The organism is Modestobacter sp. URMC 112, assembly GCF_053502575.1.
On sequence record NZ_CP199957.1, the window covers coordinates 3,926,110 to 3,938,068 of the forward strand.

The following is an 11,959-nucleotide window of genomic DNA, read 5'->3' on the forward strand; positions in this document are numbered from 1 at the left end:
GGGTCAGCCGGCCGGGCGCAGCACGGCGTCGATCAGGTGCGGGCCGGGCTCGGCGAGCGCGGCACGGAACTGGTCGGCCAGCTCCTCCGCGGTCGTCGCCCGGGTCGCGGGGACGCCCATCCCGGTGGCCAGCGCGACGAAGTCCAGCGACGGCCCGCCCAGGTCCAGCAGTCTGCCGGCCCGCTCCCCGCCGCTGCGGGCGCCCACGTTCTCCAGCTCGTGCTCGAGGATGGCGTACGAGCCGTTGTCGCAGATGACGGTGGTGACGTCCAGCTCCTCGCGGGCCTGGGTCCACAGCGCCTGGACGGTGTACATCGCGCTGCCGTCGGCCTGAAGGCTGACCACCGGGCGGTCCGGGCAGGCCACCGCCGCGCCGGTCGCCACCGGCAGGCCGTAGCCGATGGCGCCGCCGGTCAGGGTCAGCCAGTCGTGCTGCGGGGCCCCAGCGGTGGCGGCCGGCAGGTACCTGCCGGAGGTCAGCGCCTCGTCGACGACGACCGCCCGCTCGGGCAGCAGCGCACCGACCACCTCGGCCATCGCGCGGGGGGTCAGCGCCCCGGTCGGCAGCTCGGGGCGGTGCGCCTCGGCCAGCTGCGGGACGGCGTCCGGCGCAACCCGCTCGGCCAGCGCCCGGAGCGCGGCCACGCCGTCCTCCTCGGGCAGGGACAGCACGTGCACCGTGCAGTCCGGGGGCGCCATCCGCCCGGGCTTGTCCGGGTAGCCGAAGAAGGCCACCGGCTCGGGCGTGCCGGCCAGGACCAGGTGCCGCACGCCCTTCAGCTCGGCCATCCCCTGGTCCGGGGCGTAGGGCAGCTTGAGGACGTCGGGCACGCCGGCGCCGCGGGCCATCCGTGCCGGGAAGGTGGTGGCCAGCAGCCGGGTCCCGGTGCCGGCGGCGACCTGCGCGGCGGCCAGCAGCCCGTCGGCGGTCACCGCGTCCCCGCCCAGGAAGAGCACCGTGTCCTCTCCCAGCACCCCGGCCACCTGCTCGACCACGTCCGGTGCCACGGTCGGCGCCGGCCGGCGGGGCCGCACCGCGGCCACCTCCGCGCCCTCGCTCCAGGACACGTCGGCGGGCAGCACCAGCGTCGCCACCGAGCCCGGCGCGCGGTTGGCCGCCGCGATGGCGTCGGCGGCGTCCTCGGCGAGCGAGCCGGTGGTCAGCGACCGGCGGACCCAGCCGGACACCGCGCCGGCGATGGCGTCGATGTCGGACTCCAGCGGTGCGTTGAGCCGCTTGTGCCCGAGCGCGTGGTCACCGACGACGTTCACCAGCGGCGTGCGGGCCCGGTGCGCGTTGTGCAGGTTGGCCAGCCCGTTGCCCAGCCCGGGCCCGAGGTGCAGCAGCGTGGCGGCCGGCCGGCCGGTCATCCGGGCCCAGCCGTCCGCGGCCCCGGTCGCCACCCCCTCGAACAGGGTCAGCACCGCGCGCATCTCCGGCACGTCGTCCAGGGCGGCCACGAAGTGCATCTCCGAGGTGCCGGGGTTGGCGAAGCAGACGTCCACCCCGCCGTCCACCAGGGTGCGGATCAGTGCCTGCGCGCCGTTCACGGATGCCCCCGCCGTCGGTACCGGTCGGCCCCGCCGTGCGGGACCTCCCCCGCACCCTGACACGCGCCGCAGCGGGCGGCACACCGACCCCGCAGTCGGCCCACAGGAGCCCCTCCGTGCTCGAGCCTGAGAGAGCACGCGTTCTCGAGCCCGAAGAAGCGCAACTGGTGAGTCGGGACGGCGGGGGTCAGGTCCGCTCGGTGGCCAGCCGGAGGCCGAAGCCGAGCAGCGCCGTCCCGGTCAGGGCGTCCAGCCCGCGGCGGACCGACCGGCGGGACAGCACGCGCCGTGCCCGGTGCAGCACGGCGACCAGCCCGGACAGGTACAGCAGCCCCAGCGCCGCGTGGCTGAGCGCGAACACCGCCACCACGCCCACCGGCGCGCCCTGGCCGAGGAACTGCGGCAGGACGGCGAGGTAGAAGACCAGCACCTTGGGGTTGGCGATGTTGGTCAGGAAGCCCTGCCGCCAGCCGGCGAGCGCCTGCCCGCGGGGCACCGCGCCGGCGTCCGCGTCGGGGTACCGGCCGGCGACGGCGGACCGCAGCGACTGCACCCCCAGGAACACCAGGTAGGCGATGCCGGCCCAGCGGACGGCCTGGAACAGCGGCTCCACCCGGAGCAGCACCGCGCCCAGCCCGGCCGCGGCCACCGCGCCCTGCACCGCGCAGGCGCTGGCGACGCCGGCCGCGCTCCACCAGCCGCGCCGCCGTCCGGCGGACAGCGTGTTCCGGGTGACCACCGCGACGTCCGGACCGGGGACCAGGGTCAGGACGCCAGCGAAGACCAGGAACGAGACGTACGCCGACCAGTTCACCGCGGCGGCGCCGGCGCCCAGGGAGCGAACAGCCGGCCCAGGGTGCGGTCCGGCGACCGGTACACCAGCGGCCGGCCGCGCCGCGCGGTCACCGTGACGACGTCCTCGTGTCCGGCCCGCAGCAGCTCCACCGCGCGGACGTCGGACACCGCCACCCGCCGGGCCCCCGCCTCGGCGGCAGCGTGTGCGGCGGAGGTGTCGAAGGCCGGCCGGCGTCCCTGCGCCCGCACGGCGGCGGCCCGGACGCCGGCGGCCACCACCACGGCGCCGCTGACGGCCAGCAGCAGGTAGGAGACCCAGAGGGCGGACGGGAGCAGCACCACGGCCGCCGCGGCGGCCCCGAACGACCCGACCACGGCGGCCATCCAGCCGAGCAGCTCGCGCAGCCGCCGCCGGGTCTCCTCGGCGGTGCGGACCGGCGCGGGCACCTCGCACCACCCGTCGTCGTAGACGTCGAGCAGCCGCCACTCCCCGGCGTCGTCGCGTGCGGTGACCCGTCCCCGGCTGCTCACCGCTTGACCGCGTACTCCTTGAGCAGCCCCCGGCTGATGATCGTCTTCTGGATCTCGCTGGTCCCCTCCCCGATGAGCAGGAACGGCGCCTCGCGCATGAGCCGCTCGATCTCGTACTCCTTGGAGTAGCCGTAGCCGCCGTGGATGCGGAACGAGTCCTGGGTGACCTCGCTGGCGAACTCGCTGGCGATCAGCTTGGCCATGCCGGCCTCGACGTCGTTGCGGGCGCCGGAGTCCTTGAGCCGCGCGGCCCGCACCATCATCGTGTGGGCGGCCTCCACCTTGGTGCCCATCTCGGCCAGCTTGAAGGCGATCGCCTGGTGCTCGGCGATCGGCTTGCCGAAGGTCTGCCGCTGCTGGGCGTACTCGACGGCCAGCTCGAACGCCCGGATGGCGACGCCGCAGCCGCGGGCGGCGACGTTCACCCGGCCGACCTCGACGCCGTCCATCATCTGGTAGAAGCCGCGGCCCGGCGCCCCGCCGAGGACCTTGTCCGCGCCGATCCGGAAGCCGTCGAAGCTGGCGTCGGTGGTGTCGATGCCCTTGTAGCCCATCTTGTCGATGCGCCCGGGGATGGAGAAGCCGGGCAGCCGCTCGCCCAGTCCCGGGGTCTTCTCCACCAGGAAGGTGGTCATGTTCTTGTAGGGCGAGTCGCTGCCCTCGTCGGTCTTGACCAGGAAGGCGACCAGCGTGGAGTTCTCCCCGTTGGTCAGCCACATCTTGGACCCGGTGATGACGTACTCGTCGCCGTCCCGGGTGGCCCGGGTGCGGATCGCGGCCACGTCCGAGCCGAGCTCCGGCTCGGACATCGAGAACGCGCCGCGCAGGTCGCCGGCGGCCATCCGCGGCAGGTAGTCGGCCTGCTGCTCCGGGGTGCCGTGCTGGGTGATCAGGTGGGCGACGATGAAGTGGGTGTTGATGACGCCGGAGACGCTCATCCAGCCGCGGGCGATCTCCTCCGCGACCAGCGCGTAGGTCAGCAGCGACTCGCCGAGCCCGCCGAACTCCTCGGGGATGGTCAGCCCGAAGATCCCCATCTCCCGCAGCCCCTCGACGATCTCCGTCGGGTAGACGTCGCCGTGCTCCAGCTCCTGCGCGTTCGGGATGATCTCCTTGTCCACGAAGCTGCGGACGGTGGACAGGATCTCCTGTTGCACGTCGGTCAGGTCGGCGGTCTGCGCGAGGCGGGTCATCGGCGGGCTCCTCGGGACGGCGGTGTCTCGGTCACCGGCAGTATGGAGCCGCTCGCCGGGTCCCCGGCCGTGTCGATGGTCACCATCGGCGTGCCCGGCCGTCTACCGTCCTCCCGCCGGACCGACAGGAGGACGACGTGAGCCAGCACCAGGACGACTTCTACCGGGGTGACCCGCCCACGGGGTCGACCGCGGCGGGACGGGGGCCGGACCCGGACCGGCTCCCGTCCGGTCAGGACACGCCGGCGCACCCCGCGACACCTCCCGGCTACGGCCCGCCGCCCGGCTACGGAGCCCCGGCCGGCTACGGACCCCCGGCCGGCTACGGACCCCCGCCCGGCTACGGCCCGCCGCCCGGCTACGGCCCGCCGGGACAGGGGTACCCGCCCTACGGGTCGCAGGGATGGGGACCGGGCTGGCGCCGGCCGACCAACACCCTGGCGATCCTGGCCCTGGTCATGGCCTTCGTCTTCCCGCCGGCCGGACTGGTGCTCGGCGTCCTCGCCCGCCGGCAGATCAAGGAGACCGGCGAGGAGGGTGACGGGCTGGCCCTGGCCGGCATGATCGTCGGCGGCATCGCCACGGCGCTGTTCGTCGCGATGATCGTCTTCTGGGTGGTCGCCTTCGCCTCCCTCGCCACCAGCGACGGGTTCGCGCCCTGAGGCGTGTCCCCCGAGCTGGTGACCCCGGCCGGGGACCTCGTGGCGCCTCGGACCGCGCCCACGCATCCGGCCCACTGCCGCAACGGGTCAGTCGCCGTACTCGTGCTCGCCGCGGAGGATGCAGAACTGGTTGCCTTCAGGGTCGGCCAGGACGACCCAACCGGTCCCTGGGCCGTGGATGCCGCGGTGGTCGGCCACCTCGGTCGCCCCGAGGCCGCGCAGCACGTCGAGTTCCTCATCGCGGGTGCGCTCCACCGGTCGCAGGTCCAGGTGGATCCGCTTCGGCGTGGAGGTGTCGAAGCCCGGCACCTCGAGGAAGAGGATCCGCTCTCCCGTCGTCGGGGAGGAGATCATGCACTGCTCGTCGCCCGGGTCGTTGGGGTCGTCCTCGAGGTCCGCGAAGCCGAGCACCTGCTTCCACCACTCCGAGAGCTCGTAGGCGTCGAGGCAGTCGATGGTGACGTGGGAGATGCGCGCGGTCATCCCGCGAGCATGACGAGCACCGCCCCTGGGTCCCCGGCGGGTGCGGTGGGCTCGCCGGTCGCGGGCTCGGGGATCAACGCGAGCGCGCGTGCCCACCCATCCGAGTCCCGCACCCGACCCCAGCTGCTCGGACAGGCCCTAGGCGTCCGGCGGGGTGAAGGAGGAGGTCCGCGCCAGGCCGGCGGCGCGGCCCTTGCCGGCGATCACCAGGGCCATCTTCCGGCTGGCCTCGTCGATCATCTCGTCGCCGAGCATCGCCGAGCCCTTCGCACCGCCGGCCTCCGAGGTCGCCCAGTCGTAGGCGTCGAGGATCAGCTCGGCGTGGTCGTAGTCCTCCTGCGACGGGGCGTAGATCTCGTTCGCGGCGTCGATCTGCCCCGGGTGCAGCACCCACTTGCCGTCGAACCCGAGCATCGCCGAGCGGCGGGCGACCTCCTCGAACGCCGGCACGTCCCGGACCTGCAGGAAGGGGCCGTCGATCGCCTGCACCCCGCGGGCGCGGGCGGCCATCAGGATCTGCATGAGGATGTAGTGGAACGGGTCGCCCGGGTAGTCCGGGTGCAGCGCCCCGACCACCAGCGACTTCATGTTGATGCTGGCCATGAAGTCCGCCGGGCCGAAGATGATCGTCTCGACCCGCGGGCTGGCGAAGGCGATCGAGTTGACGTTGATCAGGCCCTGCGCGGTCTCGATCTGCGCCTCGATGCCGATCCGGCCGACCTCCAGGCCGTTGGCCTTCTCGACCTGGGTGAGCAGCATGTCCAGCGCCTGGACCTGCGCGGCGTCGGCGACCTTGGGCAGCATGATGCAGTCCAGCTCGGCGCCGGCGCCGCCGACCACCTCGATCACGTCGGTGAACGTCCACTGGGTCGTCCAGTCGTTCACCCGGACGGTGCGGATCTTCGAGCCCCAGCCGCCCTCGTTCAGCGCCGCGACGATGTTCTTCCGGGCGCCGGGCTTGGCCAGCGGCGCGCAGGCGTCCTCCAGGTCGAGGAACACCTGGTCGGCCGGCAGGCCCTTGGCCTTCTCCAGGAACCGGGGGTTGCTGCCGGGGACGGCGAGGTTGGAACGGCGGGATCGGAGCTCGGCCACGGTGCCTCCGCTGTCGACGACGAGGGTGCCCGGACCCTAGCGACCACCTGCCCACCCTCAGCAGGGCACGGCCGCGAGCGCGGACGGCCCCGTCCAGAGCGGCCGCTCCGGAGGGTCCCGCCGCGAGCGCGGACGGCCCCGTCCAGAGCGCCACTCCGCAGGGTCCCGCCGCGAGCGCGTGTGGCCCCGTCCAGAGGCTCGGCCCGAGCCTGCGAGGGCTGAGGAGGACGGGGTCCTCCCAGGTGGGCGGAGTGGTCCTTCACGTGATCGGCTCGGCCACCGTCGGTGGGCTGCTGCCGCGGATCACCAGCGCCACCCCGAGGACGACGGCGACCATGCCCGGCAGCGCCAGCAGCGGCGGCACCTGCCGCAGCAGCACCAGCGCCACCAGCAGCGCTCCGGGCACCTCCAGCAGGACCGCCAGCCCGACGACGGTGGGCCCCACCGTGGACAGCACCAGGTTGAGCAGGGTGTGCCCGAGCAGCTGCGCGCAGACGGTGATCGCCGCGATCAGCCACCAGTCCCGGGCGCTGAACCCGGTCAGCGGCACGTCCACCCACCAGGCCGCGACGGCGACGGCCGCCGCGCAGGTGGAGTAGCAGACCACCGCGTAGGTCGACGTGGGCAGCCGCTGCCTCGCCCGCGCCCCGGCCAGCATGTAGCCGCCGGCGCAGACGGCGCCGAGCAGGGCCAGCGCGTCCCCGGCCAGCGCCCGCCAGGAGACGGTGACGTCGACGCCGGCGATCATCGCCGCCCCGACCACGGCCAGCCCGAGCCCGGCCCACACCGCGCCGGGCAGCCGGACCCCGGAGACCCGCGCCGCCAGCGCCGTCCACACCGGGGTGGTGGTGACCAGCGCGGTGGACGCGGCGACGGTGGTCATGGAGAGGCTGGGCAGCCAGGCGGCGAAGTGCGCGGCGAGGAACAGCCCGGCCACTGCCGAGCTGACCAGCTGCCGCGGCCGCAGCCCGGACAGCGCCGTCCGCTCCCGCAGCAGGACCACCGGCAGCAGCAGCGCCGCGCCGGCGGCGTTCCGCCAGAACGCCAGCGCCAGGAAGGACGTCGCGACCAGTGCGGTCAGCGGCCCGGAGAACGACACGCCAGCGACGGCGACCGCCATGAGCGCCAGGTCCCGGCCGCCGGGCCGGGTGACCGCCCAGGCCGACGCCGCCGGCCGGCCCTGCGGCAGGGTCCCGGCGGGAGCCCCGGACGGCCCCGTCCGGAGGCTCGCCCGAGCTCGCGAGGGAGGAGAGGGACGGGGTCCTCCCGGGTCCCTCACCGAGCGGGGACGCGGACGGTGCCGCCGGCGATCGGGCGCACGGCCCCGGCCACGCTGACGGCCACCGCGGCGCCGCCCTGGACCGTCACCCGGCCGGCGAGCTCCGACGGCCGGCCGACCGCCGCGCCCTGGTCGAGGGCGTAGTCGGTGACGCCGTCCCCGGCCAGCCCCACGTCGGCCAGCCAGATGCCGGTGCCCAGTGCCGCGGACCCGGTCGCGGGGTCCTCGCGCCAGTCCAGGCCGGCGGCGAACACCCGGACGGTGCCGCGGCCCGCGGCGGCGTCCCAGGCGATCACCGAGACGCCGCCCTGCACGTCGGGCAGCAGCGCCCGCAGCGCTGCCGGGTCCGGGACGGCGCGGTCCAGCGCGTCGCGGCCCACCTCCAGCTGGGCGAAGTCGATGCCGCAGCCCACCAGGGGGGCCGGGCGGCCGGTGGCGTCGGCGGCGGTCAGCCCGACCGCGGCGGCCAGCGCGGCCGGGTCGGGCCCGGGGCGCAGCGACACCGGGCCGCCGGTCAGCCGGGCGCCGTCCGGGTCGACCTCGACGTCGACGACGCCGACCCCGCACTGCTGGCGCAGCACCCCCGCCGGCGCCCGGCCGAGCCGGACCAGGGTGTGCGCGGTCCCGACACTGGGGTGCCCGGCGAACGGCAGCTCGGTCTGCGGGGTGAAGATCCGGACCCGGTAGTCGGCGGCGTCGTCGTCCGGCCGGCTGACGAAGGTGCTCTCCGAGTAGCCGAACTCGGCGGCCAGCGTCTGGCACTGCGCCGTCGTCAGGTCACCGGCGTCCAGGACCACGGCCAGCTGGTTCCCGCTGAACGGGCGCGGCGCGAACACGTCCACGACCTCGTAGTCCAGCCTGTCGGGTGCGGAGGACGCCACGACGGCGACGGTAGCCTTCGCACTCGTGACCGAGCTCGCGAGGTCACGCAATGGGCGGAGCACCTTTGGTCACCCGACCGACGAGCGCAGCGAGGAGGTCGAGTGACCACGGTGACGAGGGCGTACGTCTCCCGGATCGCCGGGCTCCCCGTCTTCGACCCCAACGGCGACCGGGTGGGCAAGGTCCGCGACGTCGTCGTCGCCCTGCGGGTGGGCAGCGCCGCCCCTCGCGCGCTGGGCCTGATCGTCGAGGTGGTCGCCCGGCGGCGGATCTTCTGCCCGATCGGCCGGGTGACCGGGATCGACGCCGCCGCCGTCGTGCTGTCCACCGGCACGCTGAACCTCAAGCGCTTCGAGCAGCGGGCCGGCGAGACGCTGGTGCTGGGCGAGCTGCTCGACCGATCGGTGACCGTCACCGAGACCGGGCGGCCGGCCATCGTCGTCGACGCCGCGATCGAGCAGACCCGGACCGGCGACTGGGTGCTGTCCCGCCTCGCCGTCCAGGAGCCCGGCCGGCTGGGCCGCCGGGGTCAGCTGCACCAGCTCGGCTGGGACGAGGTGACCGGCCTGTCCCTGCCGGAGACCGGGCAGAGCGCCGAGACCCTCATCGCCACCTACCGCGAGCTCAACGCCGCCGACGTGGCGCACGCGCTGCAGGACCTGCCGATCAAGCGCCGGCACGAGGTCGCCGAGGCGCTGGACGACGAGCGGCTGGCCGACGTGCTCGGCGAGCTCCCGGAGGCCGAGCAGATCACCATCCTGGGCACCCTCGAGGAGCGCCGGGCGGCCGACGTGCTCGAGGTGATGGACCCCGACGACGCCGCGGACCTGCTGGCCGAGCTGTCCAACGTGGACCGGGACCGGCTGCTGGAGCTGATGGAACCCGACGAGGCCGAGCCGGTCCGCCAGCTGCTCAAGTACTCCGAGGACACCGCCGGCGGGATCATGACGAGCGAGCCGGTGATCCTCACCCCGGACGCGACCATCGCCGAGGCGCTGGCCCGGGTCCGCACCCCCGAGCTCTCCCCTGCGCTGGCCAGCCAGGTCTACGTCTGCCGGCCGCCCTCGGCCACCCCCACCGGCCGTTACCTGGGGCTGGCGCACATCCAGCGACTGCTCCGCGAGCCCCCCTCCACCCTGGTCAGCGGCGTGCTGGACGACCTGGAGCCGCTGCGCCCGGAGACCCCGCTGGCCGAGGTCACCCGCTACTTCGCCACCTACAACCTGGTGGCCGCGCCGGTGGTCGACGTGCAGGGCCGGCTGGTCGGCGCGGTCAGCGTCGACGACGTGCTCGACCACCTGCTGCCCGAGGACTGGCGCGAGCGGGCCCGTCGTGGCTGACGGCGACCGGCGGCCCGAGCAGCGGCTGGACGTCCCGCGCGGCGCCCGGGGGCTGGGCAGCTTCCTGCGGCTGGACCCCGACGCCGTGGGGCGCTTCGCCGAGGGGATCGCCCGGTTCCTGGGCACCGGCCGGTTCCTCGCCGTCCAGACGCTGATCGTGGTGATCTGGATCGTCCTCAACGTGGTCGCGGTGAACCTGCGCTGGGACCCCTACCCCTTCATCCTGCTCAACCTGGCCTTCTCCACCCAGGCCGCCTACGCCGCGCCGCTGATCCTGCTGGCGCAGAACCGGCAGGCCGACCGGGACCGCGTGCAGGCGGAGGAGGACCGCGGACGGGCGGCGAGCACCCGTGAGGACACCGCCTACCTCGCGCGGGAGCTGGCGTCGCTGCGGGTGTCGGTCGGCGAGCTGGCCACCCGTGACTTCATCCGCAGCGAGGTGAACCGGCTGGTGCCCGACGACCCCGACGACGAGGGCGCCGACCGCCGGAAGAAGGGCCCGAAGAAGCGGCGGAACGACCCCGCCGCCGACCCGGTCGCCGGATGACCGCCGGCGGGCGCCCGGTCACCGTCGTCACCGGGGCGAGCCGGGGCATCGGCGGGGCCACCGCGGTGCGGCTGGCCGCGGCCGGGCACGACGTCGTCGTCAACCACCGGCGCTCCCCCGAGGACGCCGAGCAGGTGGCCGGGCGGGTGCGCGCCGCCGGCGGCCGGTGCCTGGTCGTGGCCGCCGACGTCACCCGCGAGGACGACGTCGACCAGCTGTTCGCCCGGGCCGCGGCCGAGCTCGGACCGGTCACCGGGCTGGTCAACAACGCCGGAGCCACGCTGCACGTCGGGGACCTCGCCGACACCCCGGTCGCCGTGGTGCGCTCGGTGCTCGACGTGAACCTGTTCGGCGCCGTCCTCTGCGCCCGGGCCGCGGCCCGGGTGCTGGCCACCGGCCGCGGCGGGCCGGGCGGCGCGATCGTCAACGTCTCCTCCGCGGCGGCGACCCTCGGCTCGCCGCACGAGTACGTGCACTACGCGGCGGCGAAGGCCGGCCTGGACGCGCTGACGGTGGGCCTGGCCAAGGAGCTGGCCGAGGACGGCGTCCGGGTCAACGCGGTGGCCCCCGGGCTGCTCCGCACCGGCATCCACGCCGACGCCGGTGACCCCGGGCGGCTGGAGCGGGTGGTGTCCCGCATCCCGGCCGGCCGCCCCGGCGAGCCGGACGAGGCGGCCGCGGCGATCGTCTGGCTGCTGGGGCCGGAGGCCTCCTACGTCACCGGCGCGGTCCTGCGCGTCGCCGGCGGCCTGTAGCCGACCGGTCAGCCGACCTCGGCGCTGCCCTCGCGGTAGACGGTCGCCGCGTCGATCCGGCCGTCGCGCACCCGGTACCAGCCGCTGATCGGGACCACCTCGGTGCGCCCGCCGACGACCAGGGTCTCGGTCAACTCGGCCGCGACCACGTCCCCCCGCGTCACCAGCGAACGCACGGTCAGCCGCGGGGACAGCGCGGCGAGCGCGCCGCCGAACAACGCACGCAGCTGGTCGGTGCCGGTCGCCTCGCTGCGGCCGGTACGCCAGGTCGCGTCCGGGGTGAAGCCGGCCAGCAGCGCGGTCAGGTCCCCGGCGTCGAACGCGGCGACGTGCGCGCGGACCACCGCCTCCGGGGTCCGCAGCGCGGCCTCGACGGCGGCGACCGGGTCGCCGGTGGCGGTGTCGACGACGGTGTGCCGCTCGTGCCACTGGTCGACGTCCCGGCGCCGGACCGCGCCCCACTCCGGGACGACCTGGCCGGGCAGGTCCGCTCCCCGCGCCTCGACCCGGCGGCGGTGCTCGGCCGGGTCGCTGCAGATCAGCCGCACCCAGTGCACGGGGACGCCGGCCCGGGCGGCGAGCTCCCGGAACGGCCCGCGGGCCGCGGCGACGGGGAACACCGCGTCGACGACCACGTCGGTACCGGCGGCCAGGCACGTCTCCGCGGCCGCCAGGGCCAGCGCGTAACCGTGCGGACCGACGTCCGGCTGCCCGGGCACCAGGCCCTGCCGGACGAGCGCGACCTCGAACGTGTCGATCCGCAGGTGCACGGCGGGCAGCCGGCCGGCCAGCGCCCGGGCGACCGTCGTCTTCCCGACCCCGGGCAGCCCGCCGACGACGACCAGCACC

13 protein-coding genes are annotated in these 11,959 nt (G+C 75.3%); 4 read left to right on the top strand and 9 right to left on the bottom strand.

Features of this window, described 5'->3' with window-relative positions; translation table 11 throughout:
- Positions 1–3: 3 nt before the first annotated feature.
- From ACWIX6_RS18645 to ACWIX6_RS18660, 4 genes are all read right to left on the bottom strand, one after another.
- Positions 4–1,551 (bottom strand): acetolactate synthase large subunit, encoded by a 1,548-nt coding sequence (locus tag ACWIX6_RS18645; protein WP_448613928.1) that lies wholly within the window; start codon positions 1,549–1,551, stop codon positions 4–6.
- A 187-nt stretch (positions 1,552–1,738) separates the two neighbouring features.
- Complete coding sequence (locus ACWIX6_RS18650) at positions 1,739–2,365, bottom strand: LysE family translocator (protein ID WP_448613929.1); 627 nt, start codon at positions 2,363–2,365, stop codon at positions 1,739–1,741.
- Positions 2,362–2,877: a hypothetical protein gene (locus ACWIX6_RS18655; protein WP_448613930.1), complete on the bottom strand. Its 516-nt coding sequence runs from the start codon at positions 2,875–2,877 to the stop codon at positions 2,362–2,364. The genes ACWIX6_RS18650 and ACWIX6_RS18655 overlap by 4 nt, the downstream gene beginning before the upstream one ends.
- Positions 2,874–4,070 (bottom strand): acyl-CoA dehydrogenase family protein, encoded by a 1,197-nt coding sequence (locus tag ACWIX6_RS18660; protein WP_448613931.1) that lies wholly within the window; start codon positions 4,068–4,070, stop codon positions 2,874–2,876. Before ACWIX6_RS18660 ends, ACWIX6_RS18655 begins: the two co-directional genes overlap by 4 nt.
- 137 nt (positions 4,071–4,207) lie before the next feature.
- Here ACWIX6_RS18660 and ACWIX6_RS18665 point away from each other — a divergent pair, with 137 nt between their 5' ends.
- The gene (locus ACWIX6_RS18665; RefSeq protein ID WP_448613932.1) at positions 4,208–4,732 is read left to right on the top strand and encodes a DUF4190 domain-containing protein; all 525 of its coding nucleotides are present in this window, start codon (positions 4,208–4,210) and stop codon (positions 4,730–4,732) included.
- Positions 4,733–4,819: 87 nt separating this feature from the next.
- Here the strand turns inward: ACWIX6_RS18665 and ACWIX6_RS18670 are convergent, their stop codons facing one another.
- The 4 genes from ACWIX6_RS18670 to ACWIX6_RS18685 all read right to left on the bottom strand — a co-directional run bounded on the left by ACWIX6_RS18670 (position 4,820) and on the right by ACWIX6_RS18685 (position 8,467).
- A complete protein-coding gene (locus ACWIX6_RS18670) occupies positions 4,820–5,215 on the bottom strand; it encodes a VOC family protein (RefSeq protein ID WP_448613933.1) in 396 nt (131 codons plus the stop codon).
- A 138-nt stretch (positions 5,216–5,353) separates the two neighbouring features.
- Positions 5,354–6,307 carry an HpcH/HpaI aldolase/citrate lyase family protein gene (locus ACWIX6_RS18675; RefSeq protein ID WP_448613934.1) on the bottom strand — a complete coding sequence of 318 codons (954 nt, stop codon included), beginning with the start codon at positions 6,305–6,307 and terminating at the stop codon, positions 5,354–5,356.
- 259 nt (positions 6,308–6,566) lie between these two features.
- Complete coding sequence (locus tag ACWIX6_RS18680; protein ID WP_448613935.1) at positions 6,567–7,427, bottom strand: DMT family transporter; 861 nt, start codon at positions 7,425–7,427, stop codon at positions 6,567–6,569.
- Between the two features lie 155 nt (positions 7,428–7,582).
- Positions 7,583–8,467 carry a PhzF family phenazine biosynthesis protein gene (locus tag ACWIX6_RS18685; RefSeq protein ID WP_448613936.1) on the bottom strand — a complete coding sequence of 295 codons (885 nt, stop codon included), beginning with the start codon at positions 8,465–8,467 and terminating at the stop codon, positions 7,583–7,585.
- A 102-nt stretch (positions 8,468–8,569) separates the two neighbouring features.
- Here ACWIX6_RS18685 and ACWIX6_RS18690 point away from each other — a divergent pair, with 102 nt between their 5' ends.
- Genes ACWIX6_RS18690 through ACWIX6_RS18700 form a run of 3 tightly spaced genes read left to right on the top strand, consistent with a single transcriptional unit; the run spans position 8,570 to position 11,110 of the window.
- The gene (locus ACWIX6_RS18690) at positions 8,570–9,808 is read left to right on the top strand and encodes a magnesium transporter MgtE N-terminal domain-containing protein (protein WP_448613937.1); all 1,239 of its coding nucleotides are present in this window, start codon (positions 8,570–8,572) and stop codon (positions 9,806–9,808) included.
- Complete coding sequence (locus ACWIX6_RS18695; RefSeq protein WP_448613938.1) at positions 9,801–10,355, top strand: DUF1003 domain-containing protein; 555 nt, start codon at positions 9,801–9,803, stop codon at positions 10,353–10,355. Before ACWIX6_RS18690 ends, ACWIX6_RS18695 begins: the two co-directional genes overlap by 8 nt.
- Positions 10,352–11,110 carry an SDR family oxidoreductase gene (locus tag ACWIX6_RS18700; protein WP_448613939.1) on the top strand — a complete coding sequence of 253 codons (759 nt, stop codon included), beginning with the start codon at positions 10,352–10,354 and terminating at the stop codon, positions 11,108–11,110. The genes ACWIX6_RS18695 and ACWIX6_RS18700 overlap by 4 nt, the downstream gene beginning before the upstream one ends.
- Before the next feature lie 8 nt (positions 11,111–11,118).
- Here the strand turns inward: ACWIX6_RS18700 and ACWIX6_RS18705 are convergent, their stop codons facing one another.
- The gene (locus tag ACWIX6_RS18705) at positions 11,119–11,958 is read right to left on the bottom strand and encodes an AAA family ATPase (protein ID WP_448613940.1); all 840 of its coding nucleotides are present in this window, start codon (positions 11,956–11,958) and stop codon (positions 11,119–11,121) included.
- Position 11,959: the final 1 nt, after the last annotated feature.